Annotated in this window: 20 protein-coding genes; 6 read left to right on the top strand and 14 right to left on the bottom strand. The window is 60.4% G+C overall.

The features are described 5' to 3' along the window. Positions 1-156: 156 nt before the first annotated feature. Positions 157-699, bottom strand: a complete 543-nt coding sequence (gene orn / locus OC445_RS08125) for an oligoribonuclease (RefSeq protein ID WP_003171343.1) — start codon at positions 697-699, stop codon at positions 157-159. Between the two features lie 108 nt (positions 700-807). On the opposite strand from orn, the gene rsgA reads away from it, so the two are divergent. Beyond that, on the top strand, positions 808-1839 hold the full coding sequence (gene rsgA, locus OC445_RS08120) for a small ribosomal subunit biogenesis GTPase RsgA (RefSeq protein ID WP_003188044.1): 1032 nt from the start codon (positions 808-810) through the stop codon (positions 1837-1839). A 166-nt stretch (positions 1840-2005) separates the two neighbouring features. On the opposite strand, the gene motB is transcribed toward rsgA, so the two are convergent. Then, positions 2006-3025 carry a flagellar motor protein MotB gene (gene motB / locus OC445_RS08115; RefSeq protein ID WP_198790501.1) on the bottom strand — a complete coding sequence of 340 codons (1020 nt, stop codon included), beginning with the start codon at positions 3023-3025 and terminating at the stop codon, positions 2006-2008. A gap of 3 nt (positions 3026-3028) precedes the next feature. Continuing rightward, positions 3029-3880: a flagellar motor stator protein MotA gene (gene motA, locus OC445_RS08110; RefSeq protein WP_003188041.1), complete on the bottom strand. Its 852-nt coding sequence runs from the start codon at positions 3878-3880 to the stop codon at positions 3029-3031. A gap of 166 nt (positions 3881-4046) precedes the next feature. Between motA and OC445_RS08105 the strand changes: the two genes are divergently transcribed. The 3 genes from OC445_RS08105 to asd are packed head-to-tail and all read left to right on the top strand — an operon-like array spanning position 4047 to position 7331. After that, positions 4047-5582, top strand: coding sequence for an HDOD domain-containing protein (locus tag OC445_RS08105; protein WP_038448629.1), 1536 nt, complete (start codon positions 4047-4049; stop codon positions 5580-5582). A 57-nt stretch (positions 5583-5639) separates the two neighbouring features. Beyond that, a complete protein-coding gene (locus OC445_RS08100) occupies positions 5640-6455 on the top strand; it encodes a rhodanese-like domain-containing protein (protein ID WP_054918863.1) in 816 nt (271 codons plus the stop codon). 15 nt (positions 6456-6470) lie between these two features. Next, a complete protein-coding gene (gene asd, locus OC445_RS08095) occupies positions 6471-7331 on the top strand; it encodes an archaetidylserine decarboxylase (RefSeq protein WP_054896259.1) in 861 nt (286 codons plus the stop codon). A 134-nt stretch (positions 7332-7465) separates the two neighbouring features. Here the strand turns inward: asd and serB are convergent, their stop codons facing one another. Further along, entirely contained in the window at positions 7466-8680 is a 1215-nt protein-coding gene (gene serB / locus OC445_RS08090; protein ID WP_003188034.1) for a phosphoserine phosphatase SerB, read from the bottom strand. Between the two features lie 133 nt (positions 8681-8813). Here serB and OC445_RS08085 point away from each other — a divergent pair, with 133 nt between their 5' ends. Further along, positions 8814-10361, top strand: coding sequence for a HAMP domain-containing protein (locus tag OC445_RS08085; RefSeq protein WP_034125640.1), 1548 nt, complete (start codon positions 8814-8816; stop codon positions 10359-10361). A 53-nt stretch (positions 10362-10414) separates the two neighbouring features. Here OC445_RS08085 and OC445_RS08080 read toward each other — a convergent pair whose 3' ends face one another. The 9 genes from OC445_RS08080 to OC445_RS08040 all read right to left on the bottom strand — a co-directional run bounded on the left by OC445_RS08080 (position 10415) and on the right by OC445_RS08040 (position 22070). Beyond that, positions 10415-12985 carry a hypothetical protein gene (locus OC445_RS08080; protein WP_198790500.1) on the bottom strand — a complete coding sequence of 857 codons (2571 nt, stop codon included), beginning with the start codon at positions 12983-12985 and terminating at the stop codon, positions 10415-10417. A gap of 163 nt (positions 12986-13148) precedes the next feature. Next, on the bottom strand, positions 13149-13862 hold the full coding sequence (locus OC445_RS08075) for a membrane integrity-associated transporter subunit PqiC (protein ID WP_032873461.1): 714 nt from the start codon (positions 13860-13862) through the stop codon (positions 13149-13151). Between the two features lie 173 nt (positions 13863-14035). Then, positions 14036-16300: a DNA topoisomerase IV subunit A gene (gene parC, locus OC445_RS08070; protein ID WP_020301636.1), complete on the bottom strand. Its 2265-nt coding sequence runs from the start codon at positions 16298-16300 to the stop codon at positions 14036-14038. A gap of 70 nt (positions 16301-16370) precedes the next feature. Beyond that, positions 16371-17366 carry an esterase-like activity of phytase family protein gene (locus tag OC445_RS08065; RefSeq protein ID WP_060765791.1) on the bottom strand — a complete coding sequence of 332 codons (996 nt, stop codon included), beginning with the start codon at positions 17364-17366 and terminating at the stop codon, positions 16371-16373. Further along, positions 17366-19270 carry a DNA topoisomerase IV subunit B gene (gene parE / locus OC445_RS08060; RefSeq protein ID WP_003188026.1) on the bottom strand — a complete coding sequence of 635 codons (1905 nt, stop codon included), beginning with the start codon at positions 19268-19270 and terminating at the stop codon, positions 17366-17368. The genes OC445_RS08065 and parE overlap by 1 nt, the downstream gene beginning before the upstream one ends. Positions 19271-19316: 46 nt before the next feature. After that, positions 19317-19925 carry a YqiA/YcfP family alpha/beta fold hydrolase gene (locus OC445_RS08055; protein ID WP_014716651.1) on the bottom strand — a complete coding sequence of 203 codons (609 nt, stop codon included), beginning with the start codon at positions 19923-19925 and terminating at the stop codon, positions 19317-19319. Positions 19926-20102: 177 nt separating this feature from the next. Then, the gene (gene cpdA / locus OC445_RS08050; protein ID WP_034125637.1) at positions 20103-20915 is read right to left on the bottom strand and encodes a 3',5'-cyclic-AMP phosphodiesterase; all 813 of its coding nucleotides are present in this window, start codon (positions 20913-20915) and stop codon (positions 20103-20105) included. Between the two features lie 97 nt (positions 20916-21012). Beyond that, positions 21013-21462 carry a DUF1249 domain-containing protein gene (locus tag OC445_RS08045; protein WP_003188022.1) on the bottom strand — a complete coding sequence of 150 codons (450 nt, stop codon included), beginning with the start codon at positions 21460-21462 and terminating at the stop codon, positions 21013-21015. Continuing rightward, a complete protein-coding gene (locus OC445_RS08040) occupies positions 21453-22070 on the bottom strand; it encodes an NUDIX domain-containing protein (RefSeq protein ID WP_034125636.1) in 618 nt (205 codons plus the stop codon). The genes OC445_RS08045 and OC445_RS08040 overlap by 10 nt, the downstream gene beginning before the upstream one ends. Before the next feature lie 193 nt (positions 22071-22263). Between OC445_RS08040 and OC445_RS08035 the strand changes: the two genes are divergently transcribed. Beyond that, a complete protein-coding gene (locus tag OC445_RS08035; protein WP_054896254.1) occupies positions 22264-23010 on the top strand; it encodes an RsiV family protein in 747 nt (248 codons plus the stop codon). A gap of 168 nt (positions 23011-23178) precedes the next feature. Here OC445_RS08035 and thiC read toward each other — a convergent pair whose 3' ends face one another. Beyond that, a complete protein-coding gene (gene thiC, locus OC445_RS08030; RefSeq protein WP_034125634.1) occupies positions 23179-25068 on the bottom strand; it encodes a phosphomethylpyrimidine synthase ThiC in 1890 nt (629 codons plus the stop codon). Positions 25069-25158 lie beyond the last annotated feature (90 nt).

Raw genomic sequence — 25158 nt, 5'->3', positions numbered from 1 at the left:
TCTAATCATTTGCCGAGGGCACCAAAAGGGGGCGCTTGGCGATGAACCGCGTCGCCTGTATCGCAGGCAAGCCAGCTCCCACACTTTGAATTTGCGAATGCAGTCAAATGTGGGAGCTGGCTTGCCTGCGATAGCGCACTCACTGGCGCCGCAGAATCAAGCCTTGATGAAATGCTTGCGGTAATGCTGCAACTCGGCAATCGACTCACGAATATCGTCCAGCGCCAGGTGCGTGCTGCCTTTATGGAAGCTGTCTTTGACTTCCGGCGCCCAACGCGCAGCCAGTTCCTTCAAGGTCGACACGTCCAGGTTGCGGTAGTGGAAGTAACTTTCCAGCCCCTTCATGTGCGTATAAAGGAAGCGGCGATCCTGGCAGATGCTATTGCCGCAGATTGGCGACTTGCCCTTGGGCACCCATTTTTCCAGGAAGGCGATAGTTTCGGCCTCGGCTTCGGCCATGCTGATGCGGCTGTCGCGCACGCGCTGGGTCAGCCCGGAGTTACCGTGGGTGCGGGTGTTCCACTCGTCCATGGTGGCGAGTACGGCGTCGCTGTGGTGGATGGCGATCACCGGGCCTTCGGCCAAGGTGTTGAGGTTGCTGTCGGTGACAATGGTCGCCATCTCGATGATGACGTCGGTGTCGGGGTTCAGACCGGTCATTTCCAGATCGATCCAAATCAGGTTCTGTGGGTTTTGCATGGCTTGATTCTCTTGGCACCTTGGCGTAGCCGGGCAGTTTAGCAGGCGGGGGCGTGCTAGACTCGCGGCCGTTTTACCCAACTTTTGCATTATCGACACGGAACACCAATGGCCAAACGCCAGCTCAACCGTCGCCAAAACTGGCGCATCGAAAAGATTCAAGGTGAACGCGCCGCCCGCGCCGCCAAACGTGAATCCTCAGCCGTGGAAGCGCTCGAGGGCGGCGACCTGGGCCCCGAACAAACGGGCCTGGTGATCGCGCACTTTGGTGTGCAGGTCGAAGTCGAGGCGCTCGAAGGCGAACTCGCAGGCCAGGTGTTCCGTTGCCACCTGCGCGCCAACCTGCCCGCGCTGGTCACCGGCGACAAGGTGGTGTGGCGTGCCGGCAACCAGGGCATCGGCGTCATCGTCGCCCAGTTGCCGCGCAGCACCGAACTGCGCCGCCCCGACAGCCGTGGGCAGCTCAAGCCGGTGGCGGCCAACGTCGACATGATCGTGATCGTGTTCGCGCCACTGCCCGAGCCCCATGCCAACCTGATCGACCGTTACCTGGTCGCGGCTGAGCATGCTGGCATCCGCCCGTTGCTGCTGCTGAACAAATTCGACCTGATCGACGAGCAGAACGCCCCGGCGCTCAACGCATTGCTGGCGGTCTACCGCACCCTGGGCTACCCGGTGCTGGAAGTGTCGGCTCACCACGGCAACGGCATGGAACAGCTGCAACAGCAGTTGGACGGGCGGATCAGCGTGTTCGTCGGCCAGTCTGGCGTGGGCAAGTCGTCGCTGGTCAACAGCCTGCTGCCGGAAGTCGAAACCCGCGTGGGCCCGCTGTCGGAGCTGTCCGGCCAGGGCACCCACACCACCACCACCGCACGGCTGTTCCACTTCCCGGGCGGCGGCGAGTTGATCGACTCACCGGGTATTCGTGAGTTCGGCCTGGGCCACGTCAGCCGCAGCGATGTGGAAGCGGGCTTCATCGAGTTCAACGACCTGATCGGCACCTGCCGCTTCCGCGACTGCAAACACGACCGCGAGCCGGGCTGTGCTTTGCTCAAGGCGTTGGAGGATGGACGCGTGCAACAACAGCGGATGAACAGCTATCGGTCGATTATTGCAAGTTTGCCTGAGAGCAGTTACTAACCCGCCAGCCTCTGTAGCAGCGAGCTTGCTCGCGAAGGCCAAGCGCAACGCGGGCATCCTGGATACACGCGTTATCGTTGATGCTTTTCGCGAGCAAGCTCGCTCCTACAATGACAGCGCAGATACAACAAGGCCGCGATCATCGCGGCCTTGTTGTATCTGGAGCTTAGGACCCCGGTGCAGGCGCCGTAGGATCCTTGACGCCCCCATCATCAAACAGGTTCAGCTTCTGGCGCAGCTCATGGGCCGGCAGCGGCTCCTGCTCCGGCGGCAGCGCGTTCGGATCGGTCGGCACTTCGCCAGGTGCACCGTCGCCCTGGGTTGGTGCCGGTGGTGGCGGTTGATCGCCTTCAATCGCACGCTGGGCTTTTTTGGTCAGCACCACGATGTCGATACGGCGGTTGACCGGGTTGAACGGGTCTTTGGGATCAAACAGTTGCGAGGAGGCAAAACCCACCACCCGCGCCACTTGCGGTTCCGGGTAGCTGCCGGCCACCAGCGCACGCCGGGCAGCATTGGCGCGATTGGCCGAGAGTTCCCAGTTGCCGAAATCACCCTGGCCCGCGTAGGGCTTGGCGTCGGTATGCCCGCTGATGCTGATTTTGTTCGGCACCGCCTTGATGGTGTCAGCCATGGCCAGCAGGATGTCTTCAAAGTACGGCTTCAACCGCGCACTGCCAGAGTCGAACATCGGCCGGTTGGCCGCATCGGTAATCTGGATGCGCAGCCCCTCGGGGGTGATCTCGAAGGAAATCTGGTCCTTGAACTTCAGCAACTGTGGGTTTTCTTCAACCTTGTTCTGCAATTCCTGCAGCAACAGTTCCAGTCGCTCCTGTTCGACCTGCTCGGCCATGGATTCGACAGTGTCGCGCTCAATCGGGATTTTTTCCTGAGGCGATTCAGTTTGCACTTCCGGGTTGATGGTGCGCTCGGGCGCCAGTTCCGGCGAGCCGCCCAGGTCAATGACAAACGGCGTACCGCTTTCCGAAAAGCCAATCGGGTCCTTGAAGTAGCCGGCGATGGCGATTTTCTGTTCTGGCGTAGCGGTGGACATCAGCCACAACACCAGGAAGAACGCCATCATCGCCGTGGCAAAGTCGGCGAAGGCGATTTTCCAGGCGCCGCCATGGTGCCCCGCAGCGAAGCGCTTGACGCGCTTGATGATGATCGGCTGGTTGTTTTCCATGGCTTAGCGACCGCGAACCGCTTGTTCCAGCTCGGAGAAACTTGGGCGGTGTTTCGGGTACAACACCTTGCGCCCGAACTCCACGGCCAGCGACGGCGGCATGCCCGACGCCGATGCCACCAGGCACGCCTTGATCGCTTCGTAGAGGTTGATCTCTTCCTTGGCATCGTGGGCCAGGGAGGTGGCGAGCGGGCCGAAGAAACCATAGGCGGCGAGAATACCGAAGAAGGTGCCCACCAGCGCCGCACCTACGTGCATGCCGATGGCCGCCTGATCGCCCTCGCCCAGGGACGCCATGGTCACCACGATCCCCAGTACCGCCGCGACAATACCAAAACCGGGCATGCCGTCGGCAATGCCGGTCACGGCGTGGGAAGGATGCTCCAGCTCTTCCTTGAGGCTGAACAACTCCATGTCGAACAGGCCTTCCAGCTCGTGAGGCGCCATGTTGCCGGAGGACATGATGCGCAGGTAATCACAGATATACGCGGTCATGCGCTCGTCTTTGAGCACGGCCGGGTACTTGGCAAAAATCGGGCTGGCCGCAGCGTCTTCGATATCGCCTTCGATCGCCATCATGCCTTCACGGCGGCTTTTGTTGAGGATCTCGTAGATCAGCCCCAGCACTTCCAGATAAAACGTGTGGGAGAAGCGCGAACTGAACATGCCCAGGGACTTCTTGACCACGTGCATGGTCATATAGCCTGGGTTGGCCTGCAAAAATGCGCCGAACGCGGCACCGCCGATAATCAGCACTTCGAAAGGCTGGATCAGTGCGGCGATTTTACCGTGGGAGAGGACGTACCCTCCGAGCACACTTGCGATGACGACAATGATGCCGATAATTTTAGCCATAGGAGAGGGGTACTTGCGCCGTCGGGTTCATGGACATATGGGGTGCAGCAGAAAACTCTTGTTCTACTTATCGGCAAAACTGCGCCAGACTATAGCCCGTTAAGGCGAAAAGCCAATTCGGCCCGTTCCGGGCGTGTTGAACGCAAGTGATGATCGCGCCCCAATCATGGCAATTGAAACGACAGTCCCAACAAACCGCCCCACTACCCTCGCCGCTTGGATCAAGTGCCTGGACGACGTGCTGCTGCCCGTGCCCCAGGCCAGCCATGAACGCGTGTGCAAAGCCATTCGCGATAGCCGCAGTTCATTGCGAGATATTGCTGAGTTGATGCAAAACAGTCCGGCCCTGGTGCTGAGTGTGATGCGCGAAGCCAACAGCCAAGCCCACGGCAGCCTGGCCGAACCTGCAGAAAACCTTGAAGTCGCACTTAACCGTCTTGGCCTCAAACGTGCCGAAGAGTTGTTGGCGCGCCTGCCTTCGGTTCCCGCCCGGGAAATCCCCGTGGCCTTGCGTCAGCTGTTGCTGATCAGCCAGCACGCATCCCAGCAAGCCAACGGTTTGTTCGGCAGTCGCCTGGCGCGGCTGTGGCAGGACATCCACTGGGGCAGCCTGCTGTTTCTGTCGCCGCTGTGGCCGATGGCCGTCGCCTACCCCAAGCTCCTGGAGGAGTGGGAGTTGCGGGTGATCCATAAAGGCCAATCGGCGCGCCAGGTCGAGCAACAGCTGTTCGGCGTGCGTTTGCTTGACCTGTGCCTGGGCTTGACCGAAGCCTGGCACCTGCCGATCTGGGTTTCACAGGGCTACAAGTTGCTGTTGGCCGAGCAACGCCTGCTGGTCAAGGCGCTGCACATTGCCCGTCAAGACGATGCCCTGCGCCACCAGCAATTGCTCGATGCCGAGCCCAACCTGCGACGCTGGCTGAACCAGCCGGCCAACACCGTGTTGCTGGCCAACGGCCTGGCGATGTCGGCCCAGGAATCCTGGACCTGCCCGCACACTGAGCGCTGGCAATACCTGACGGCGCTGTACCTGCAAACGCCGTTGAGCGATGTGCAACAGCAAGCCCACCAACAAGCGGTGACCAGTGCTCGTACCACCTTGATGCCCGACCTCTGGCACCCGGCGCTGTCGCTGATCTGGCCGTGGCACGTACAGAAAGTCCATCGCGGCTTGCTGCCGGCACCACCGCCCACTGCCGAAGCCTTGGCCGTGTGGCGCACGCGTTGCACCGAGTTGCTGGTGGAGCCGAGCCGCTTTGCCAACGCCATGCACCTGACCACTTGCGCCAAGGAAGCCCTGGTCGCCAGTGGCATGCAGCGGGTACTGATATTCATGGCAGATCGCGCCTTGAGCACCTTGCGTGTACACCAGGCCGACGGCCTGCCCAAGGACGCGGCTCACCTGAGCCTGGATGTGGTCAATAGCACACTGCTGCAACGCCTGCTGGAAAAGTCCGCCCAGGTACGCCTGAACCCCGACAACCATGCGCAGTTTTCCGCATTGCTGCCACCAATCCTGCGTCGTCTATTTATTGGCGAGCACTTGCTGTTGCGCTCACTGAGCTGCAACGGTCGCGTGGTCATGCTGATCGTGGCGGACCAAGGCGGCGGGCCGTTCTCGGAAACCACCGTGCAGGCGTTCGGCAAAACCGCCCAATGCATCGAGAAAGCCCTGCACAGCTTTACCAACCGCAGCGCCTGATGCTTGCGCTACAATCACCGGCCTTTATCGCCAACATTTGTGCCCAGGAGACCTCACATGCCTGACTTCTCTGGCTTGCCGCTGGTGATCGAATCCGCCGACCTGTTGGGTCGCCTCGATTCTAAGCACTTGATACTGGTAGACCTCACCAGTGTCGCCCGCTACGCCGAAGGGCATATCCCCGGCGCGCACTTCGTTGACCCCAAGCGCACCCAACTGGGACAGCCACCGGCACCCGGCCTGCTACCAAGCAAGGCCGACCTGGAAAAACTGTTCGGCGAACTGGGCCACACCCCGGACGCCACCTATGTGGTCTATGACGACGAAGGCGGCGGTTGGGCCGGGCGTTTTATCTGGATGCTCGACGTGATCGGCCACCAGAAATATCACTACCTCGACGGTGGCCTGCTGGCTTGGCTGGAGGAAGGGCACCCGCTTTCCACCGATGCGCCCCCAGCAGCCGGCGGCCCGGTCAGCCTTACGCTGCACGACGGCCCCACAGCCACCCGCGAATACCTGCAAAGCCGCCTCGGCGCGGCCGACCTGGGGATCTGGGACGCTCGTGGCCCGCTGGAGTATTCCGGCGAGAAAGTGCTCGCAGCCAAGGGCGGCCACATTCCCGGCGCGGTGAACTTCGAATGGACCGCCGGCATGGACAAGGCGCGCAGCCTGCGTATCCGCCGTGACATGCCGCAAATCCTCGAAGACCTCGGGCTGACCAAAGACAAAGAAATCATCACCCACTGCCAGACTCACCACCGCTCTGGCTTCACCTACCTGGTGGCCAAGGCGCTCGGTTATCCGCGAGTCAAAGGTTATGCCGGTTCCTGGGGCGAATGGGGCAACCACCCCGACACCCCCGTTGAGATTTAAGGTTTAAGGACAGTTATGAAAAAGCAGTTGTTTATCCTCAGCCAGTACTTGCTGCCGCATCACTTGCTGTCGCGCCTGGCCGGCTGTATCGCCGAGTGCCGCGTGCGCTGGTTCAAGAACGCCTTCACTGCCTGGTTCGCCAAGCGCTACCAGGTGGACATGTCCCAGGCCCTGGTGGAAGACCTGACCGCCTACGAGCACTTCAACGCCTTCTTCACCCGCGCGCTGAAAGACGGCGCCCGTCCGTTAGATCCAACCCCAGGCGCAGTGCTGAGCCCTGCCGATGGCGCGGTCAGCCAGCTAGGCCCGATCGAACATGGTCGTATCTTCCAGGCCAAGGGCCACAGCTTCAGCGTGCTGGAACTGCTCGGTGGCGATGCGGCAATGGCTGCGCCGTTCATGGGCGGGGACTTCGCGACTATTTACCTGTCGCCCAAGGACTACCACCGGGTGCACATGCCACTGGCCGGTACCCTGCGCGAGATGGTGTATGTGCCAGGGCGGATTTTCTCGGTCAACCAGACCACCGCCGAAAACGTGCCGGAACTGTTCGCCCGTAACGAACGCGTTGTTTGCTTGTTCGACACCGAACGCGGCCCGATGGCCGTGGTGTTGGTAGGTGCGATGATCGTTGCGTCGATTGAAACCGTGTGGGCCGGTTTGGTGACGCCGCCGAAACGCGAGCTGAAAACCTTCCGCTACGACGAAGCGGCCCGCGCGCCGATTCATCTGGAGAAAGGTGCGGAACTGGGTCGCTTCAAACTGGGATCGACCGCCATCGTGTTGTTCGGGCCGGACCAGGTGAAGTGGGCTGAAGAACTGGCAGCGGGTACGCCGGTGCAGATGGGCCAGGGCATCGCCGCTGCTAAAGCCTGATATTGCAGTTGATCGTTCCCACGCTCCGCGTGGGAATGCAGCCCGAGGCGCTCTGCGCCCAAAGCGTGACGCAGAGCGTCACTGGAGGCGCTCCCACGCGGAGCGTGGGAACGATCAGTGACAGTGAGATCGGCTTATAGCTGACCGTCGCGGTCACGCAAGCCCAGCAGATACAACACGCCATCCAACCCCAAGGTCGAAATCGCCTGCTTGGCTGACTGCTTGACCAACGGTTTGGCGCGAAAGGCCACGCCCAACCCGGCAATCGCCAGCATCGGCAAGTCATTGGCGCCGTCGCCGACCGCAATGGTCTGCTCCAGGCGCAAGCCTTCCTTATGGGCCAATTCCTTGAGCAGGTCGGCCTTGCGCTGGGCGTCGACAATCGGCTCCACCGCGACGCCAGTCACTTTGCCATCCACCACTTCCAGCTCGTTGGCGAATACATAGTCAATGCCCAGCTTGGCCTGCAACTGCTTGGCAAAGTAAGTGAAGCCGCCGGACAGGATGGCGGTCTTGTAGCCCAGGCGCTTGAGTTCGGCGAACAGGGTTTCGGCGCCTTCAGTCAGGCGCAGCGACGCGCCGATCGAATCCAGCACGCCAACGTCCAAGCCTTTGAGCAGCGCCAGACGCTCCTTGAAGCTGGCACGAAAATCCAGCTCGCCGGCCATCGCGCGCTCGGTAATCTCCGAGACTTGCTCGCCCACACCGGCCGCCTTGGCCAGCTCGTCGATGACTTCGGCTTCGATCAAGGTGGAGTCCATGTCGAACACCGCCAAGCGGCGATTGCGACGGAACAGGGAGTCTTCCTGGAAGGCGATATCGACATTCAGTTCCTGGGCCACGCTCAGGAAATCGGCGCGTAGCGCTTGCGCGTCAGCCGGTTCACCGCGCACGGAGAACTCGATGCAGCCCTTGCCTTTGTCAGCCGGAGTGTCCAAGGGCATGCGACCCGACAGACGGTCGATATGGTCGATATTCAATCCGTATTGCGCGGTGATCGAACTGACGCGCTGCAACTGCTCAGCCGTTACCTTGCGGGTCAACAGGGTGACGATATGGCGCTTTTTACCCTGGCCTTCGACCCAGTGCTGGTAGTCAGCTTCGGACACCGGGGTGAAACGTACCTGTTGATCGAGCTTATACGCCGTAAACAGGATGTCCTTGAGTACCGAGGAGGCCTGTTCGGTGCTGGGGATCTCCACCAGGATGCCGAACGACAAGGTGTCGTGGATCACTGCCTGGCCGATGTCGAGAATGTTCACACCACCCTGGGCCAGGACGCCGGTAATGGCTGCGGTGAGACCCGGTCGGTCTTCACCCGTGATGTTGATCAGGACAATTTCGCGCAAAGCGCACCCCCAGGCTGGAAAAAAACCGCATTCTACCCACTTTCAGTGACCATCGGGCACAGCCAGCGCTTTGCCGGCCAGGGGCCTGTCGCTATACTGCGCGTCAACTTCACGGACCAAGAGCCGAGCGCAAGTGAACCGGCCCACGCCAGTAAAAACCGATAACTTCTTCCTGCTGATCTTCCGGGCACTGCGCCATCGCCGTGTACCGATTGCATTGCGCATCGCCAGCCATAACGTGATCCTGGTCGCTCTGGCCCTGGTGATCTACGCCTGCGTGATGGGTTTGCAGTTCAAGCAGGCCATGCACGAGCAAGCTGACGCCCTGGGCGCGAGCCTGACAACCCAGACTGCCACTTCGGCGACTGAGTTGTTGGTGTCCAACGACATCCTCAGCCTCAACGTGTTGCTCAACAACCTGACCAAGAACCCGCTCGTGGCCCACGCCGCTATCTATAGCGTGGACAACCGGATCATGGCCGAGGCCGGGCAACGCCCGAAAAACGGTCTGCTCGGTGAGGCCGAAGGCCTGTATCAGAGTAATATTACGTTCCAGGACGTGAAGGCCGGCCAACTGCGTATCAGCCTTGATATGCAACAGTTCCAGCAGCCGATGACCATCAGCCTGCAAAGCATGGGCATTCTGAGCGCGATCCTACTGGCCTTGGCCCTGGCCTTGAGCCTGCGCCTGGGCCGGCATATCTCCACACCGTTGATGCAACTGCGCATCTGGCTGCGGGATATCGACGAACACACCCCGGCCACCGATCGCCAGGACGAAATCGGCGACCTCGCGCGTCAGCTCCACGCCAGCTTTGCCCCGGAGCCAAAAGCGCCTGAAGTCGAGCCCGAGCCTGAGTACGACGACACCGAGGACTACAATGACGAGCCTGAGTTTGAAGTGCGCGACCTGCGCGACCCAGGCTTCGACGAAAGCGCCCCGGTGGCCGGCCTCAAGCCTGCGCCGCGCCATGTGATCAAGGCCGAGGAAGACGAGCTGGACGACGAAGACCCGTTCGCCGACCTGCGCGACACCTCGGCAGCCGCCCCAGTCGCTGCGCCCAAACCCGTTGCGGTCAAGAACGCCGAGCCACAGCACAGTGCCGTACTCGCCGTGCAACTGGGCGCCCAGGAGCAACTGCGCCGCCTGCCCCGTGCCCGCCTGACCGAACTGCTCGAACGCTACCGCGACTGCCTCGACCAGGCCGCTTCGCTCTACCAGAGCGAACTGCACACCCTGAACGATGGCAGCACGCTGATGCTGTTCCACAGCGAAGACAGCGGCGAGGACTACCTGACCAATGCCATCTGCTGCGGCGAGCTGTTGCGCGCCCTGGGCCATGCCCTGCAGATCGAAGTGGCCGACAGCGGCATTACCCTGCAACTGCAGCTGGGTCTAACCGTGGGTGACGACCTGTTTGGCATTAGCCAGATCGACCTGCTTCTGACCGAAATCGCCCAGGATGCCCTGGCCTTGTCCCAGCACAGCCGTAACCTGCTGTTGGTGGAGCGCAAGATCAGTGAGGACACGTTGATCCGCCAACGCGCACGTATCCGCCCGATTGCCAGCCCTGAAGGGGCCAGTTGTGTGGAGAGGTTGATGGAACCGTATCCGTCGATGCTGGAGCGGCAATTGGCGCGGATGCATGAGACCCGCAACAAGGGTCGACTCCAAGACTAATGCATTGATGATCACAAGCCCGCAGAGAACGAACACCTGCGGGCTTTCTAGTACTATTTGATTTTCTTGCTATCCACGACATTAATGGTTCGGCGTGGAATCCAGCCTGACCTGACCTGGTCCAAAAGCTGATACCCACTCATTTTAAAGTTGGACCCGACGGGTAGCGGCCTTTCTATCTGGACAGACCATTGTCCAAAACCATCGACAACCGCGTACCCAAGTGGAATTCCGGGCCTGTTCTCCTGATTCAACTCAACCACGGCCCCCACAACGCCAGTGCCTTTTACAAGAGGCTGGCGGCCAACGGTCTGGTTTTCGGCAGGGGTTTCGATAACCGGAGCATCGGGAACCTGCACTACCTGGAAGGTCCTATTCGCCAACCAGCGGGCGATTTTACCGTCAAGCTGCTGATAGCCCGTCATGACAAAGGAGTTTGTGACCGGCAGAGGCTGATCAACCTGCACCGACCAGCGTCCATAGCCATCGACAGTGGTGGTCGCCAAGGCGTTATACGGGTCACCCGATTTGAGCAACACGACGGTCGCGCCCGCAATACCACTACCTGACACAACTGGCCGACGTCCTGTTTTCACACCTTGTGCAGGGGTTTCGATAATCGCCAGATCGGGAGCATCGACAACCTGGATAGTTCTATTGGCCAACCAACCGGATCTTTTCCCCTCAATCGACTGATATCCAGTCATGGTAAAGGCTGGTGGGCTTATCGGCAGCGGATTATCAACCTGCGTGGCCCATCGCCCATAACCATCGACGGTAGTAGTGGCTAAAATATTTTCAGGTTTGTACGACTGCATCAACACAACAGTAGCACCTGCTACACCCGTACCTGTCACAAAAGGCCGGCGGCCCGTTCTGACGCTTTGGGCCGGCGTTTGGATAATCGCCGGGTCAGGTACATCAACAACCTTGAGTGTCCTGTTCGCCAGCCAACCCGAACGTTTTCCATCAAGGGTTTGATAGCCGGTCATGGTAAAGGCGGGTGGACTTATCGGTAGAGGGCGCTCTATGCGCACTGACCAGCGGCCATAGCCATCGACCCTAGTAGTGGCCAGCGGATTGTAAGGATCGTTGGATTTAAGCAACATCACAGTAGCACCAGGAACACCGGTACCTGACACTTGCGGCAGGCGGCCAACTTCGACATTTTGGGCGGGGGTCTCGATTATTGCCGCAGGCACGCTCAGTTCAGCCACCTTGAAGCTGCGATTGCCAGATAACACCGAGGTTCTTCCCCCAAAAGTTTGTCGGGCAGTATAAGAATAACTGCCAACATCATGCACTGACAGCGAGTACACCGACCAGTTGCCGTTGCCATCAGCAATGGCTGTGCCCACGACTTCCTCGGGCTTGGAAGCATTTACTATTTCAATACGTGCGCCAGGCCAGGCAGTGCCGGCAAATACTGGCTGTTTACCGGTGCTGGCCCCCTCGAGAGGGACCGCAATGACGGGAGCGGGGACCGTGGTTGTACAGTAAGGAAAACCCGCCCCATCAAGCGCGACCGCGACTATCGCCTCGTCCGGCCCGGCGCTGCACACAAGCACTTTAACCTTGCCGGAAGAGTCCTCAAATGTCTGCCCCGTAAGTAAGGTAGGATCGTTGGTTCTTGGCGTCTCTGGCGTGGCATCAATCTGCACATTCTGCACGCCTTGCTCCCTCGCATAACGCATCCACACGCCATTGACCCGGTTGTCATTCTCCGGAAAGTTATCAAAGACCGTAGGTTTCCTGTATTCGAGCGACAACAACGGGTAGTAGGCCCCACCGGGCGAATGGGTTTCAGGGATCTTGATCAGGTACAGCTGCGGGCCTTCGCGTCCCAACACCTTCAAACTGTAAAGGCCGGTGCGCGTGATAGTCGTCGCCTGGCCATCATCCAGCCAGCCGGCATAGCGGCGGCTGACCGCAGGATAAAGCGTGCCACCACCTGACACTGAGTCACCAGTGTCTCCATACTCAACGTAAGTGCAATCAACAGGCGCACTCACAGACGCGCCATTGCGGGGGCAGCCTATGAGGCTTCCCCCATGACGAAAGCCTAAATTATGACCAAGCTCGTGCTTGTAAACATGCGGTGAGCCTGCCTTGCCAAACACTCCAACATGCCTACCGGGGGTAAAGGCCAAGGCGCCACCGCCACAGTTAACGATGTTAATTTCATAGTCGAAATCATCGGGATTAAGGCCATTCTTTTCGGCAGTCTTGCGACCCTCCGCGATAGACGTGGACATAGAGCATCCCTCAGGCTTCGGTCCAGACGTCGCCTCCACTACCCGCCCCTCCAACTTCAGCTTTCCACCGGACGCAGCCAGAATATAAGAGCGTAATGAATTAGGATCAGTAGACAGCGTATGCAACTCCACCTGATCCCTGTCCAACACTCGCTCTCCCTGCCAATGGGTTACCGTGACCAGCATCCTCTTGGTGCCCGTCACAGGGCGGATTATCTGACTCAAGCTTGACAGTTCACCTTCGGCGGGCGGAAGTTCATCATTTTCAAGGCCGCCAAATTCACGATTAACTTCATGGCTACAGCCCATGAGAGCAACACTTAATGCACTACAAAAAAACCAAGCGAGGAAGATCGATATTTTTTTCATGAGTTCAGTACCTTAAGAGATAGGACTGAAATCACACTAGAGACCTTATGCGCAGCTGGATACTGTCAGAATTAACAGGTACGCAGAATTAGGCGCTGGCGTTTTACAGCAGGCATGAAAAAGCCCGCGGGCTTGGCGGGCTTTTTCAAAAATAAATTTCAGATCAGAACCTGAACACTTCCAGATCCGTACGAATCGGCGTGGCCATCGGCATCTTCGGCTTTTCCGGGGCCGCAGGCTTGGCCTGGGCGGGGGCCTGTTTACGCGGCTGCGCTTCGGCAATCGGCGGCTGGTTGGCCAGTGGTTTGAGCGCCACCGACAACTGCTGTGCCAAGTGCTGCAACAGCACACCCTGGGCCTGGACCTGGGACGCAGTGGTGCCGGCGTGTTCTTCCTGCAGGTGCACAATGCGGTTGTCCCGCACCTGCCCGCGACGGTCGATCAGGCGCCACTGTGCATCCAGGATCGCCGGTTGCGACTTGCCGGAATCCAGCCGCGTAATGGTCAGCAACACCTGTACATCCGGGGTGAACCCGGAGGGTCCCGGCGCCAGGACTACTCGCTGGCTGTCTAACTGGCCGGCGACCTGACGCAACATCAACTGGTTGATATCCGACGACAGGCTACCGGCCCAACGACCATCTGTGGAACCTTGCAGGCTGCCGTCGTTCTGACGTTGAAGCAGGGTTTCGCGTTGCAGGTAATCGGCAACGACTACCGGCCCCAGCAATACTGCCATGCCAGCGGTTTGGGCTGGCTGAGCCGGACTTCCGCTGTCCAGCTGGTACAGCGACACCGGTTGATGTGTGCTGCAACCCGCCAACCCCAAAAGGCCAGCGAGCATCAAAAATAGAGGAAGGCGTGGAGCAGTCATCATCCCATCCAAGTGGCTGCCACAAGGCGAACCACAATGTAATACTAAAAATAACCTGAACACGCTCGGCCACGCCGGCGCTGGAAAGGCCATATCATCCGTGAATATGCGCCATGACTCCAGCGCGAAAGCATCGATCTACGCGTTAAATCGTAGATCGAGGCCTCTAGTACCGCTTAAACCGGCGTTTCGACCAGCAAGGCATCCACTCGCTGGAAGCCTCGTGGCAGTTTGTTACCTCGCCGGCCACGCTCACCCTTGTAGTGTTCAAGGTCGTCAGGGCGCAATGACAACGTGCGCTTGCCGGCCTGGAGCACCAGGGTAGAGCCTTCCGGGACCACGGCGATGTCAGTCACATACTCCTCGCGACTGGCCACCCGGTCACCGGGAATCCCGATGATCTTGTTGCCTTTACCCTTGCCCAACTGCGGCAAGTCGCTGATCTTGAACACCAGCAAGCGCCCTTCGGTGGTCACCGACGCCAGCCAGTTGCTTTCACGATCCTCCACCGGCCTTGGCAGGATCACCTTGGCATTGTTCGGCAGGCTCAACAGCGCCTTGCCCGCCTTGTTCTTGGCCTGCAGGTCTTCACCCTTGACCACGAAACCGTAACCGGCGTCGGAGGCGATGACATACAGCGAATCATCGTCCGGCAACAGCACGCACTCGAAATTCGCCCCCGGCGGCGGCGTGAGGCGCCCGGTCAACGGCTCGCCCTGCCCCCGTGCAGACGGCAGGGTATGGGCCGGCACCGAATAACTGCGCCCGGTCGAGTCGATAAACACCGCAAACTGATTGGAACGCCCGGCGGCAGCGGTCTTGAAGCCATCACCGGCTTTGTACGAAAGGCCGGTGGCGTCAATATCATGCCCTTTGGCGGAGCGAACCCAACCCTTTTCCGACAGAACGACGGTAATTTTCTCGTTGGGCAACAGTTCGGTTTCGGTCAGGGCCTTGGCTTCAGCGCGCTCGACGATAGGCGAGCGACGGTCATCGCCATAGGTTTCGGCGTCTTTGATCAGTTCGCTACGCACCAGCTTCTTGAGCTTGGCTTCGCTGCCCAGCAGGGCTTGCAGCTTGGCTTGCTCCTTGAGCAGTGCATCCTGCTCGTCGCGCAGCTTCATTTCTTCCAGGCGTGCCAACTGGCGCAAGCGGGTGTCGAGGATGTAGTCCGCCTGGATTTCGCTCAGCTCGAAACGCGCGATCAGCTCGGCCTTCGGATGCTCGGCGGTACGGATGATATGGATCACTTCATCCAGGTTGAGGTAGGCGATCAGCAAACCGTCCAACAGATGCAAGCGGCGCTCAACCTTGTCGAGGCGGAATTGCAGGCGGCGGCGCACGGTTTGTACACGGAACTCCAGCCATTCCACCAGCAGATTGCGCAGGTTCTTCAACTGCGGCTTGCCGTCCAGGCCGATGATATTGACGTTGACCCGATAGCTGGACTCCAGGTCGGTGCTGGCAAACAAATGCTGCATCAACACTTCATGATCCACCCGGCTGTTGGTCGGGATGATCACGATACGGCACGGGTTCTCATGGTCGGACTCGTCACGCAGGTCGGCCACTTGCGGTAATTTCGACGGCTTGGCCTGCATCAACGCGGCGATCTGCTCCAGCACCTTGGCACCCGATACCTGGTGCGGAAGCGCCGTCACAATAATGTCGCCGTCCTCAATGTGGTACACGGCACGCATACGCACCGAGCCCTTGCCCGTTTCGTACATCTTCAGCAGGTCGGCGCGCGGCGTGATGATCTCTGCTTCGGTCGGGTAATCCGGGCCCTGGATATGCTCGCAGAGCTGCTCGACCGTAGCCTTGGGCTCATCGAGCAAGCGCACGCAGGCGGTGGCGACTTCGCGCAGGTTGTGCGGCGGCACGTCGGTGGCCATGCCGACCGCGATACCGGTGGTGCCATTGAGCAGGATATTCGGCAAACGCGCCGGCAACACCAGGGGTTCGTCAAGGGTGCCGTCAAAGTTCGGCCCCCAGTCGGCAGTGCCCTGGCCCAGCTCGCTGAGCAGCACTTCGGAATAACGCGACAACCGCGCCTCGGTGTAACGCATGGCGGCGAAGGATTTGGGGTCATCCGGTGCCCCCCAGTTACCCTGGCCGTCCACCAGGGTATAGCGGTAGCTGAACGGCTGGGCCATCAGCACCATCGCTTCATAGCACGCCGAATCGCCGTGGGGGTGGAACTTACCGAGCACGTCACCGACGGTACGCGCCGACTTCTTGTGCTTGGAATCGGCGTCCAGGCCCAACTCACTCATGGCGTAGATGATGCGCCGTTGCACGGGCTTCAGGCCGTCGCCGATATGCGGCAAGGCACGGTCCATGATCACGTACATGGAGTAATTGAGGTAGGCATTTTCGGTGAATTCAGCCAGCGACCGGCGTTCTACGCCATCTAAGCTGTCTGCGAGGATGTCACTCATGCGGGCCTCATCATGGGGTAAGGCGCAGCGGAACTGCCGCTGCGCTGATTCAATTCAAAAAAATCTCGACTCATGGCTGGGCACTCCAGCCGCCATCCGGAGCGGCAAAACGATAGACCATCGGACGTTTTTCACCATCGGCACGCGGGCCGAAATTGTTGTCGATCCCGACCCAGGCACCGTCGGCATCCACCAACAGGGCTTCAGCCAGGCCATACGACTGCGGGTAACGTCGCTGTGGCGTCAGGGTTTCGTCGGCAAACGACCAGCACAGCTCAACCTTGGCCGTGAGCGGGTCGCGCCGGCAGATCTGGAACGCATTGCGCTCCAGGGTAAACAGCTTGCCGTTGAACAGCGACAAGTCGGCAAAGTCCTTGGACACGGCCTTGGCGTTGGGGAACTGCGCCGGCTGCACTTCCTGGCCGGCCTCGCTCAACAATACACAACGGCCATCACAATCCCATACGCTCTGCCCACGCTTGATCGAGACCAGGCCACGGCGTTCACGCTCGGCAGCCAGCCAGATCTGATTGCCTTCAGGGTTTACCGCCAAGCCTTCGAACAAGGCATTAAAGTGCAGCAACATGCCACTGGCCCTGGCTTCACGCACCATGCCCGGCGCGATTTTCAACCACTCCGGCGCGCCCGTGGCGGGCACCTGCAACACCGCGGCATGGGCTTCGCTGACAATGTAACGGTTGCCTGCGGCATCACAGCTGATGCCTTCAAAGTCCAGGTCACCACCACGTATGAACGAAGCGGCCTTGGTGCGCGAACGCAAGCCCCAAGGCAGGCCGGACTCGGGCACGGGCGGCACGTCGATCTTCAGCGCTTGCGCGCTCCACGTCGGCGCACGGGTATCCAGGCGGTAAATCTGGTCGTCATCGCGGTCCGAAACCGTCCACAGCTCGTTGCCACACAACGCCAGGCCCGACAGGTTCCCACCGCGCATGCCGTCAACCGGGTGTTCCGAGACCAGCTTGAGCTCTGCCACGCTGGCTGCGGCCACCTGGGTGACCGCCAGCCCGCTCAACATCAGGATCGCCAGGGCGAAGCCTGTGCGCATCAGCCCAGAACCTCGGCCAGGTTGCCTTTGGATTCAAGCCAGGTCTTGCGGTCGCCAGCGCGTTTCTTAGCCAGCAGCATGTCCATCATTTCCGAGGTAGCGGCGAAGTCTTCCAGGGTCAACTGCACCAGGCGCCGGGTGTTCGGGTCCATGGTGGTTTCGCGCAGTTGCGGCGGGTTCATCTCACCCAGGCCCTTGAATCGCGTGACCTGTGGCTTGCCGCGTTTCTTCTCGGCCACCAGGCGGTCGAGGATGCCATCGCGCTCGGCTTCGTCCAGAGCGTAGAAAATCTCCTTGCCCAGGTCGATGCGGTACAGCGGCGGCATGGCGACGTAGACGTGACCGGCATCCACTAATGGGCGGAAGTGCTGCACAAACAACGCGCACAGCAAGGTAGCGATGTGCAGGCCGTCGGAGTCGGCGTCGGCGAGAATACAGATCTTGCCATAGCGCAGCTGGCTCATGTCCGCTGCACCCGGGTCGACCCCGATGGCCACGGCGATGTTGTGCACTTCCTGGCTGGCCAGCACTTCGCTGCCGTCGACTTCCCAGGTGTTGAGGATCTTGCCGCGCAACGGCAGGATCGCCTGGAACTCCTTGTCCCGCGCTTGCTTGGCGGAACCGCCGGCGGAGTCACCTTCGACCAGGAACAGCTCGGAACGCATCGGGTCTTGCCCGGCGCAATCGGCCAGTTTGCCCGGCAGTGCCGGGCCCTGGGTGATGCGCTTGCGCTCGACCTTTTTGCTGGCCTTCAAGCGCCGGCCGGCGTTGTTGATCGCCAGCTCCGCCAGGGCCAGGCCCAGCTCGGGATGCTCGTTGAGCCACAGGCTGAAGGCGTCCTTGACCACGCCAGAGACAAACGCCGCTGCCTCGCGGGACGACAGGCGCTCCTTGGTCTGCCCGGAGAATTGCGGTTCCTGCATCTTCATCGACAGCACGAACGCGATGCGCTCCCACACGTCTTCCGGCGCCAGTTTGACGCCGCGCGGCAACAGGCTGCGGTATTCGCAGAACTCACGCATGGCATCCAGCAAGCCTTGGCGCAAACCGTTGACGTGGGTGCCGCCCTGGGCCGTGGGGATCAGGTTGACGTAGCTTTCCTGCACGCTGTCGCCACCTTCGGGCAACCACAGCAGCGCCCAGTCCACCGCTTCTTTATTACCCGACAGGCTGCCGCAGAACGGCTCGTTGGGCAGGCGTTCGAAGTCGCTGACCGAGTCTTCCAGGTAGGAACGCAGGCCGTCTTCGTAGTGCCACTCGACCTTCTCGCCGGTGCCTTTGTCTTCAAAGCTGACCAGCAGCCCCGGGCACAGCACGGCCTTGGCCTTGAGCACGTGCTTGAGGCGGCTGATGGAGAATTTGGGCGAATCGAAATACTTGGGGTCCGGCGCAAAGTACACGCTGGTGCCGGTGTTGCGCTTGCCAACGGTGCCGATCACTTCCAGGTCGGTGGCTTTGTAGCCATCGGCGAAAGTCATCTGGTACTCGTTGCCATCGCGCTTGACCTTGACCCGCACCAGGGTCGACAGCGCGTTGACCACGGAAATACCCACACCGTGCAAACCGCCGGAGAACTGGTAGTTCTTGTTGGAGAACTTGCCGCCGGCATGGAGCTTGGTAAGGATCAGCTCGACGCCCGGCACACCCTCTTCGGGGTGAATGTCCACCGGCATGCCACGACCATCGTCGGACACTTCCAGGGAATGGTCGGCGTGAAGGATGACTTGCACCGACTTGGCGTGCCCGGCCAAGGCTTCGTCGACGCTGTTGTCGATGACTTCCTGGGCAAGGTGGTTCGGCCGACTGGTGTCGGTATACATGCCGGGGCGTTTGCGCACCGGGTCGAGGCCCGAGAGGACTTCGATGGCGTCGGCGTTATAAGAGCTAGCGCTGGGAGTGGCCATGGGGTCTCGTCGTGAGTCGTTCGATTAAAAAGTGACCTGCGATTTTTTACAGTGACGAAAAATCGAAGGATTGAAACTGATCTGCGCCAATGCCGGCAAAACACAACAGTGCCGGCAATTGCTGGGCGAACCCCTGGTAGCCATGGTCGCCACCGGCCTGGATGCGCAAGGCGCAGGCCCGGTAATACTGTTGGGCCAGGCGATAATCCAGGGTTTCGTCCCCGGTCTGCAACCACACCTGATAACGCGCGGCATCCTGGGGCGCCGGTACTTCCAGCTCGGCCAGGGCCGTGACGTGGTCCTGTGTCAACTCCCAGGTCTCATCGGTGTAGAGGTTCTTCTGGGTGCCCAGGTAACCGTCGAACATCCGATGGGGACTGACCGCCGGGTTGACCAGCAACGCCTTGAGACCATGGCGTTCTGCAAGATGGGTTGCATAGTAGCCGCCGAGTGAGCTGCCGACCAGCAGTGGCCGGCCCAGTTGCGCAATCGCTTGCTCCAATTGAAGAATCGCCTGACGAGGGTGGTGATGCAACGCCGGTACACGTAGCTGGTCGGACAGGCCGAGGGTGCCCATCACAGTGGTCAACTGGCTGGCCTTGTTGGAAGCCGGCGCACTGTTGAAACCGTGGATATACAGGATCGAAGCGGACATGCCGGGCTCTCCGTGCTGGGGCCAAAGAGGCGCAGTTTACAGGTAATGCAGGCAGAAGCGGACCAATGTGGGAGCTGGCTTGCCTGCGATGGCGGCGATTCAGTCAACGAGTCAGCGCCAGGTACACCGCCATCGCAGGCAAGCCAGCTCCCACCCTTTGATCAGTGTTTGCAGGTCTTAATAGCCGTTGCTGCCGTAATCGACGGTGAATGCGAAGCCCACCAAACGCTCCACCCCCGTCTCCAACCGTCCGTCGCCATGCAAACGCAACCAGCGATAACCCGGCGCCTGCTCGCTGACCTGGAAATCCTCACTTCCCGGCGCGAACTGGATACAGGTGGACGGCGAAGCCAGCAGTCGCACCCCGTTGCGCTCGCCGTCGATCTCCTGATGCACATGGCCCCAAAGCAATGCCTTGGTCTGCGGGAAGCGCTCAAGCACGGCAAACAGCGCCTCGGGGTTGCGCAGGCCGATAGGCTCCATCCACGCACAACCGATGGGCACCGGATGATGGTGAAAACAAACCAGGTGATGGCGGTCCGGCGCTTCGCTCAAGGCCTGCGCCAGCCGTTGCAGTTGCTCGTCTTGCAAGTAGCCCGGCACCGAACCGGGTACCGCCGAATCCAGCAGGGTGATACGCCAGTTGCCGATATCCACCACCGGTTCGAGCAAATCACTGTGCATGGCAGCCTGGGCCATGACCTGCGGTTCGTCGTGGTTGCCGGGAATCCAGCGCGCCGGGGCGCCAAGGGGAGCGGTCAAATCGCGAAACTGCTGATAGGACGCCAGCGTGCCGTCCTGAGACAAGTCGCCGGTCGCCAGTATCAGGTCGATGGCCGGCTGTTGCGCACGCACCAGCTCGACCACCCGCTGCAGGCTTTCACGGGTATTCATGCCCAGCAACGTGGCGTCAGCGTCGGCGAACAGGTGGCTGTCGGACAACTGCACCAGCAACACGGCATCAGGATTCACGGCGGATACGCTCGGCAAGGCGCTCTCCCTGGCAACTACAGGAATGGACATTTGGCGCGATTATGCTGGGGCAGGACACAAAGAGGAAACCCAAGGAAGCAGGCACAGTTCACATCTACCGCACCACTTCAAACTCATGGCCCAAGGCCAGGCAGTGGCTGAGCCATTCGCCGAGGAACACATTGAGCTGTGCTTTCTCATCGGGCTGGTGCATGAACACATTCGGGTAAGGATAGATGCTGCGAAAGCGTCGTGCGTGCTCGGCACTGATCACTTCGGCCATACGCGCGTCGTGGTACACCTGTACTTCCAGTTGCGGCACCGGCAACCACGGCAGGCTGTGCTCCTGGCGCACCCGCAGGGTGGTGGTGTACGGGCAGGTCAGAATGACTTCCAGGGTCAGCACACCGAGCATCTGATCGCCATGGGTGACAGCAATGCGCCGCGCCTGCGGGGCGTGGCGCATGTCCGGGAGCAGGCGCATCAGCCGCGCATAGTTGGCCTCGCAGGCCGCTTGCAGCCCGATCAGGTCAACTCGATAACGTTCCCGTGCCTTTACTGCCATAACCCCCTCACTTCCGCGCGATTAAGCGCAAGCCATTGCAGGGCGATAATGCTGGCTGCGTTGGAAATCTTGCCATCGCGCACCGCCTGCAAGGCATCTTCGAATGCCCAGACGGTTACGCGGATGTCTTCTGCTTCTTCTTCCAATCCATGGACGCCACCCGCGCCCGAGCTGTCGCATCGGCCCAGGTACAGGTGGACAAATTCAGTACTGCCGCCAGGCGACGGGAAATACTTGGTGATCGGCCACAGCGCGGAGAATGTCAGCCCAGCTTCCTCCTCGGCCTCGCGGTGTGCAACCTCCTCGGGTTGCTCATCCTTGTCAATCAGGCCGGCGACCATCTCCACCAGCCAGGGGTTGTCGGCGCGGCCCATGGCGCCGACGCGGAACTGTTCGATCAACACCACCTCATCGCGCAGCGGGTCGTAGGGCAGCACGCACACGGCGTCATGACGCACGAACACCTCGCGGTTGATCACCCGGCTCATGCCGCCGTCGAATTTTTCGTGGCGCAGTTGCACGCGATCGAGCTTGTAGAAGCCTTTATAGGCATTGTCACGCTGAACAATCTCGATCTTGTTCGGCGTCGACTTCGCGATGTCCGTCATGGTGTCCCTCGTTAAGCTCGTGCAATGGGCGCCATCCTAACGCGCCGACGCCCGTTGATGCAGCCCCTTTGCGGTTGCCGGGAGAGGCGGCGAGCGTCAAACTCGCTGCAATCAGTTTAGTGGCGAACTGGCGGCCACGTTGGCAGTCCAAGCGCTACTCTTTTCGCTTTCCATCGATTTACGAAGGACACACATGTCGCTTTTAAAAATCGCCTCCGTGGCCTGTATTGCCTTGACCCTGGGTGCTTGCCAGAGCCTGTTCCAACCGGCCTATCTCAAGCCGCTGGACGTTACCACCGACAAATCGGAGCAGATCAAGCCCGGCTGTGACAGCCCGGCCTGCCCGCTGGTGAACATCGACACCGTGCATTTCCCCACCGAGCCACAACTCGACAGCCTGGTGGAACAGCGTTTGCTGCAAATGACCCGCACCACGCCTGGCGCCAGCGTCCCGGCGAGCCTGAACGCCTACCGGAACACCTTCCTGCGTGAGTCGCCGGACCGTCATGGCATGTACTTGCAAGCCAAGGTACGTGACCAGCATGACGGACTGGTGATCGTTGAAGTGTCCAGTTACCTGGACACCGGCGTCGCCCACGGCGAGCCAGGCCGCGGGTTTATCAACTATTCACGGATTCTGCATAAGGAACTGACCCTGGCCGACATGCTGTTGCCCGGCCAGGAGCAGGCCTTCTGGAATACCGCTAAAGTTGCCCACAACAGCTGGTTGATCAGCACCAAGATGGATCGCGATCCGGAGTTCGTGAAGAGCTGGCCGTTCCAGAAAACCCCGAACGTGGCCCTGACCAGCGGCGGCGTGGTGCTCAAGTACAACGTCAGCACCATCGCCCCTTACGCACAGGGGCTGATCGAAATCACCCTGCCCTATACGCGCCTAACCGGCGTGATCAAGCCTGAGCTGGTGCCGGCACGCCGCTGATCGGTTGTTATTGCAGGGAGAGATTGGGTGTTTGTCAGATCGCTATCGCGGGCAAGCCCGACTCCCACAGGGGACCGGCTGTGAACACAAAATCTGTGTCCACTTAGGCCAACTGTGGGAGCCGGGCTTGCCCGCGATGACGGCGGTGCAGGCACCGCCGCCTATGGATCAGACCTTTTTGTAGAGCTGGCTACCTTCCTGTTTGAACCGCTCAGCCTGCTCGGCCAAGCCCTTGGCCACGTCCACATCCACCGCATCGATGCGCTGGTTGGCCGCGTACTCACGCACCTCATGGGTGACCTTCATCGAGCAGAATTTAGGCCCACACATGGAGCAGAAATGCGCGACCTTGGCCGATTCCTTGGGCAACGTCTCGTCGTGGAATGCCCGTGCGGTGTCCGGGTCCAGGCCGAGGTTGAACTGGTCTTCCCAGCGGAATTCGAAGCGCGCCTTGCTCAGGGCGTTATCGCGAATCTGCGCGCCAGGGTGGCCTTTGGCAAGGTCGGCCGCGTGGGCCGCAATCTTGTAGGTGATGATCCCGGTCTTCACGTCATCCTTGTTCGGCAGCCCCAAGTGCTCCTTGGGCGTGACGTAGCAGAGCATGGCGCAACCGAACCAGCCGATCATCGCCGCACCGATACCCGAGGTGATGTGGTCGTAGCCCGGCGCAATATCAGTGGTCAGCGGGCCGAGGGTGTAGAACGGCGCCTCGTCGCAGCACTCCAGCTGCTTGTCCATGTTCTCTTTGATCAGTTGCATCGGCACATGGCCGGGGCCTTCGATCATGGTTTGTACGTCGTGCTTCCAGGCGATCTTGGTCAGCTCGCCCAGAGTCTCCAGTTCACCGAATTGCGCAGCGTCGTTGGCATCGGCCACCGACCCCGGGCGCAGGCCATCCCCCAGGGAGAAGCTGACGTCATAGGCCTTCATGATTTCGCAGATCTCTTCGAAGTGCGTGTAGGCGAAGTTTTCCTTGTGATGGGCCAAGCACCACTTGGCCATGATCGCGCCGCCACGGCTGACAATGCCGGTGACGCGATTGGCGGTCAGCGGCACGTAGCGCAGCAGTACGCCGGCGTGAATGGTGAAGTAGTCCACGCCTTGCTCGGCCTGTTCGATCAGGGTGTCGCGGAACAGCTCCCAGGTCAGGTCTTCGGCAACGCCGTCGACTTTTTCCAGGGCCTGATAGATAGGCACGGTGCCGATCGGCACGGGCGAATTACGGATAATCCACTCGCGGGTTTCATGGATATGCTTGCCAGTGGACAGGTCCATGATGTTGTCCGAGCCCCAGCGAATGCCCCAGGTCATCTTCGCCACTTCTTCTTCAATGGACGAACCCAGGGCGCTGTTGCCGATGTTGCCGTTGATCTTCACCAGGAAGTTACGGCCGATAATCATCGGTTCCAGCTCGGTGTGGTTGATGTTGGCCGGGATGATTGCGCGGCCGCGAGCGATTTCTTCGCGCACGAACTCGGGCGTGATGATTTTCGGAATACTGGCGCCGAAGCTGTGCCCGGCATGTTGTTGCTTGAGCAGGCCGCTGGCGCGAGCTTCCTCAAGCTTCATGTTTTCGCGGATGGCCACGTATTCCATTTCTGGCGTGATGATGCCTTTGCGCGCGTAGTGCATCTGGCTGACGTTGGCGCCGGCCTTGGCCCGACGCGGGTTTTGCAGGTGGGCAAAGCGCAGGTAGGCCAGGTCGGGGTTATCCAGACGTTCCTGGCCGTAGCGTGAACTCAAGCAGGCCAGCCGCTCGGTGTCACCACGCTCTTCGATCCACGGCGAGCGCACATCGGCCAAGCCTTTGCGCACGTCGATGATGACATTGGGGTCGGTATAGGGGCCGGAGGTATCGTAGACCACTACAGGGGCGTTGATTTCGCCACCAAACTCAGTGGGGGTCACATCCAGGCTGATTTCACGCATCGGCACGCGAATATCCGGGCGGGAGCCCTGCACGTAGATTTTTTGCGAGCGGGTAAATGGCTGCACGGAGCCGGAGTCGACCTTGGCCGATTCACTCAGGTGCACGGTATTTTTTAGTTTTGTACTCATCACAGGCTCTCCAACTTATCCAGGCGGTGGATTTTTGTCGGAGCGAACCTGTGACGGACGGACGCACTGGAACCAGTGCTGTGCTTGGCG

It is taken from the genome of Pseudomonas sp. Pse35, from assembly GCF_024519715.1.
Classification (GTDB): domain Bacteria; phylum Pseudomonadota; class Gammaproteobacteria; order Pseudomonadales; family Pseudomonadaceae; genus Aquipseudomonas; species Aquipseudomonas paracarnis.
The sequence above is the reverse complement of the archived record's forward strand: the minus strand, read 5'-3'. Positions and strand labels throughout refer to the sequence as shown.

What these genes read in the sequence shown, in the direction of transcription:
- orn (WP_003171343.1), bottom strand. Translation starts at nt 699, where the DNA reads ATGCAAAACCCACAGAACCTGATTTGGATCGATCTGGAAATGACCGGT.
- rsgA (WP_003188044.1), top strand. Translation starts at nt 808, where the DNA reads ATGGCCAAACGCCAGCTCAACCGTCGCCAAAACTGGCGCATCGAAAAG.
- motB (WP_198790501.1), bottom strand. Translation starts at nt 3,025, where the DNA reads ATGGAAAACAACCAGCCGATCATCATCAAGCGCGTCAAGCGCTTCGCT.
- motA (WP_003188041.1), bottom strand. Translation starts at nt 3,880, where the DNA reads ATGGCTAAAATTATCGGCATCATTGTCGTCATCGCAAGTGTGCTCGGA.
- OC445_RS08105 (WP_038448629.1), top strand. Translation starts at nt 4,047, where the DNA reads ATGGCAATTGAAACGACAGTCCCAACAAACCGCCCCACTACCCTCGCC.
- OC445_RS08100 (WP_054918863.1), top strand. Translation starts at nt 5,640, where the DNA reads ATGCCTGACTTCTCTGGCTTGCCGCTGGTGATCGAATCCGCCGACCTG.
- asd (WP_054896259.1), top strand. Translation starts at nt 6,471, where the DNA reads ATGAAAAAGCAGTTGTTTATCCTCAGCCAGTACTTGCTGCCGCATCAC.
- OC445_RS08080 (WP_198790500.1), bottom strand. Translation starts at nt 12,985, where the DNA reads ATGAAAAAAATATCGATCTTCCTCGCTTGGTTTTTTTGTAGTGCATTA.
- OC445_RS08075 (WP_032873461.1), bottom strand. Translation starts at nt 13,862, where the DNA reads ATGATGACTGCTCCACGCCTTCCTCTATTTTTGATGCTCGCTGGCCTT.
- parC (WP_020301636.1), bottom strand. Translation starts at nt 16,300, where the DNA reads ATGAGTGACATCCTCGCAGACAGCTTAGATGGCGTAGAACGCCGGTCG.
- OC445_RS08065 (WP_060765791.1), bottom strand. Translation starts at nt 17,366, where the DNA reads ATGCGCACAGGCTTCGCCCTGGCGATCCTGATGTTGAGCGGGCTGGCG.
- parE (WP_003188026.1), bottom strand. Translation starts at nt 19,270, where the DNA reads ATGGCCACTCCCAGCGCTAGCTCTTATAACGCCGACGCCATCGAAGTC.
- OC445_RS08055 (WP_014716651.1), bottom strand. Translation starts at nt 19,925, where the DNA reads ATGTCCGCTTCGATCCTGTATATCCACGGTTTCAACAGTGCGCCGGCT.
- OC445_RS08045 (WP_003188022.1), bottom strand. Translation starts at nt 21,462, where the DNA reads ATGGCAGTAAAGGCACGGGAACGTTATCGAGTTGACCTGATCGGGCTG.
- OC445_RS08040 (WP_034125636.1), bottom strand. Translation starts at nt 22,070, where the DNA reads ATGACGGACATCGCGAAGTCGACGCCGAACAAGATCGAGATTGTTCAG.
- OC445_RS08035 (WP_054896254.1), top strand. Translation starts at nt 22,264, where the DNA reads ATGTCGCTTTTAAAAATCGCCTCCGTGGCCTGTATTGCCTTGACCCTG.
- thiC (WP_034125634.1), bottom strand. Translation starts at nt 25,068, where the DNA reads ATGAGTACAAAACTAAAAAATACCGTGCACCTGAGTGAATCGGCCAAG.